Source organism: Mycobacterium arosiense ATCC BAA-1401 = DSM 45069, assembly GCF_002086125.1.
Classification (GTDB): domain Bacteria; phylum Actinomycetota; class Actinomycetes; order Mycobacteriales; family Mycobacteriaceae; genus Mycobacterium; species Mycobacterium arosiense.
This window is the reverse complement of the sequence record NZ_MVHG01000237.1, coordinates 1-560: the sequence shown is the minus strand read 5'-3', so window position 1 is coordinate 560 and position 560 is coordinate 1. Positions and strand designations below refer to the sequence as shown.

General features: G+C 67.3%; 1 protein-coding gene. It reads left to right on the top strand.

All coding sequences use genetic code 11. From position 1 onward, the window contains the following. Nucleotides 1-560: condensation domain-containing protein (locus BST14_RS28265; protein WP_245845844.1), on the top strand; the 560-nt coding region annotated here is incomplete at both ends.

The window sequence follows — 560 nt, the reverse complement described above, 5'->3', positions numbered from 1 at the left end:
GCGAGATCTTCGCCGGCTACTACGGGCAGCACCTACCCGCACCCGCCCCCTATCGCAGCTTTGTCACCTGGCTGGCCGACCGCGACCGCCACGCCGCCGAAAAAGCCTGGCGCGCAGTGCTCGCCGGCCTGGACACCCCCACCCTGGTCGGCCCGCCGAACCGGCCCAGGCCCGGGCGTCGCGGCGTGGAAACCATTCGGATGCCCGCCGAAACCTCCCGAGCGATCAGCGAACTGGCCCGCTCCTCGCACACCACCGTCAACACCGTGCTCCAAGCCGCATGGGCCCAACTGCTGATCTGGCTGACCGGCCAACACGACGTCGTCTTCGGCACCACCGTCTCGGGAAGACCCGCCGAAGTGCCCGGCTCGGATTCCATGGTCGGCCTGTTCATCAACACCGTGCCGGTCCGCGCGCACATCACCGCGCACACCACCACCACCGACCTGCTCGACCACATGCAAACCGCCCACAACGACACCCTGGACCACCAACACCTCGCACTCAACGACATCCACCGAATCACCGGCCACGACCAACTCTTCGACACCCTATTCGTG